Origin of the sequence: Kordia sp. (assembly GCF_045105435.1) — a bacterium.
In the GTDB taxonomy this organism is placed as follows: domain Bacteria; phylum Bacteroidota; class Bacteroidia; order Flavobacteriales; family Flavobacteriaceae; genus Kordia.
This window is the reverse complement of the sequence record NZ_JBGCDL010000081.1, coordinates 1-2724: the sequence shown is the minus strand read 5'-3', so window position 1 is coordinate 2724 and position 2724 is coordinate 1. Positions and strand designations below refer to the sequence as shown.

At 34.9% G+C, this 2724-nt stretch carries 4 protein-coding genes; 2 read left to right on the top strand and 2 right to left on the bottom strand.

Going from position 1 to position 2724, the window contains the following annotated elements:
* The coding region (locus AB8B65_RS03845; protein ID WP_405299539.1) for a hypothetical protein at positions 1-377 on the bottom strand (377 nt) is incomplete at its 3' end.
* 163 nt (positions 378-540) lie between these two features.
* Positions 541-1134 (bottom strand): CvpA family protein, encoded by a 594-nt coding sequence (locus AB8B65_RS03840; RefSeq protein ID WP_405299538.1) that lies wholly within the window; start codon positions 1132-1134, stop codon positions 541-543.
* 206 nt (positions 1135-1340) lie between these two features.
* Between AB8B65_RS03840 and AB8B65_RS03835 the strand changes: the two genes are divergently transcribed.
* Together AB8B65_RS03835 and pheS are read left to right on the top strand one after the other, a co-directional pair.
* Complete coding sequence (locus AB8B65_RS03835) at positions 1341-1697, top strand: hypothetical protein (RefSeq protein WP_405299537.1); 357 nt, start codon at positions 1341-1343, stop codon at positions 1695-1697.
* Between the two features lie 42 nt (positions 1698-1739).
* Positions 1740-2724 (top strand): phenylalanine--tRNA ligase subunit alpha (gene pheS / locus AB8B65_RS03830; RefSeq protein ID WP_405299536.1); only part of this gene is annotated, 985 nt, incomplete at its 3' end.

The window sequence follows — 2724 nt, the reverse complement described above, 5'->3', positions numbered from 1 at the left end:
TAAAAAAGAGCTCCTACAAACAAAAGAAAAAATACTAAACAGCAACCGCAATTTCCTTTATTCCCGTTAAAGTTTGCTCGAAAAACATTATTGTCGTTTTTAGGAGAGTCGTATTCATATTCGTCATACTCTGTAAGTCGGTCGTTAGGTAAAAAATAACCTTGCCAATCGCCATCTGGAGCAGATAAAACCCAGTCGGTATGACAATGCGTACATTCAAAAGTAGTTTCTGAGGAGCTTTGCGAAAGCTGATTTGAATTTACAACACGAATAAAAGTGCCGTCTAAAGACTTTTTTTCAAAGGCTTTTTCAAACGCAGCAAAATCTTGGTTCGAAAAAAAACGTTCTGTCGCAAAACTGGAGCAATGTTCACACATGAATTATAAATGTAATTTTTAGCTATCTATTTTTGATTAGGAGTGAGTTTTTTTACTTTTCCTCTCAAAGCAGTTGTATTCAGCTTCTTTTGAAAAGGTTTAATACTATTTTCATCATGAAGATGGTTTATTTCAGGGTTTACACATTTTTCACACATACTTATTAATTTTCATTTTCTTCAATGTCTTTTAAATCGTTTTCCTGTGCTTTCTTTTCATCTGCTTGTTGCGTTTTACTAGTTTTAAACGAATCTAGCGTACCATTCTTATTCGTTTCTTCCAACACATAGGCAAACACAAATCCACCAATTTCTTTTACAGGTTCATACAATGCCGATCCATCAATCGTATCTTGCTCCACAAACTCCATAGTGTTATTGGTACGTTCAAAAAACACCAATGCAGCTCCTGTAATCACTGCCATTTTCAATCCGCCAAAAGCGCCACCTAAAATTTTATTCAAAATACCTAGCGAAGCAAAATCGGCAACTTTAGTCAACAACTTTCCAGCCATGGTAACAGCTATTAAAATTACAATAAAAGTAATTGCAAAGGCGGTTAAATTAACATATTTCTCCTCCCAAGACGGGAAATTCTCAACTAAAAAGTCGCCCGCAAAATATGAAAAGTGTATTGCGCCATACAATCCAGCAATCAATGCTATAAGTGAAGCAATTTCTACAAAAAGTCCTTTCATAAGTCCGCGTACAAAGCCAAGTACAATTACGCCACCTAAAATGATGTCAATAAAGTTCATGAGTATCGAGTTTTAACAAATATAGAACTATTATTGGTAGTGTTTTATTGTATTTCGTTACAGATAGAAATATGTTGCTTCAAGAAAAAATTCAACATGCTTGTCAAACTTTACATGAATTTGATATATATAGCTACAAGTTTTCATTTGAAAAATAAAAATATCAACACACGTTACCTACCTTTGCAGCGGAAAAGAAAGAAACAATGGCAAGAGACGAAGTATTAAAAGAACGATGGAATACGCTTGTTGAAAAACTGACAAATCAGTTTGCAGAAGGAGATACCCTAGATTTAGACTCAATTATTTACCTAATTGGTGTGCAGGAACTTGGGCAAATTCATCGAAATTTTAAAAAAGATGACAAAGTAAATCTAATGCATATTGCTATTTGTCGCTTGTTGGAACCGTATGGCTACTACGAATTTGATTACTTTGATGATGACGGTTGGCCACATTATAAATTTAAAGAAGAATTGCCAACGCTAAAAGCGGGAGAACAAACCATATTAATGAAAGAAGCAATTGTAAGTTACTTTTTAGAGAAGGAATACATCAAATAAGCTAGTTTTTTCTAAATTTGCAAGCTAAATCAAAATATCGTCATGATAGATAAGATAAAGGAACATATTGCTGAGGTAGAAAAATTTACCACACAAGCCAAAGAAGACATTGAAAACTTCAGAATAAAATACTTGGGTAAAAAAGGATTGTTAAATGATTTTTTTGCTGAGTTTAAAAATGTTCCGAATGAACAAAAGAAAGAATTTGGGCAAACGATTAACAAATTAAAAACGGTTGCACAAGATAAAGTAAACGCACTCAAAGAAGCATTGGAAAATAATGCCGAAGAAAAAGGTGTGTATGGCGATTTAACGCGTCCGGCAGAACCAATCGAAATTGGTGCGCGTCATCCGATTTCATTAGTAAAAAATCAAATCACGGATATCTTTGCGCGTATTGGTTTCAATGTGTCTGAAGGTCCAGAAATTGAAGACGATTGGCACAACTTTACAGCGTTAAATCTTCCTGAATATCATCCAGCACGTGATATGCAGGATACATTTTTCATTCAAACAAATCCAGATATCTTATTACGAACGCACACAAGTTCTGTACAAGTTCGGTATATGGAAAACAATCAGCCACCAATTCGTACGATTTCTCCAGGAAGAGTATATCGTAATGAAGCGATCTCGGCACGTTCTCATTGCTTTTTCCATCAAATAGAAGGATTATATATAGACAAAGACGTAAGTTTTGCAGACTTAAAACAAACATTACAATACTTCACCAAAGAAATGTTCGGAAAATCTAAAATTAGATTGCGTCCGTCGTATTTCCCGTTTACGGAACCAAGCGCCGAAATTGACGTGTATTGGGGATTGCAAACGGAAACCGATTACAAAATTACCAAAGGAACAGGTTGGTTAGAAATTGGTGGTTGCGGAATGGTAGATCCGAATGTATTAACAAACTGTGGCATTGACCCTTCAGCATATTCAGGTTTTGCTTTTGGTGTCGGAATTGATCGTATTGCAATGTTATTGCATCAAATTGGTGACATTCGTTTGCTAAGTGAAAATGATG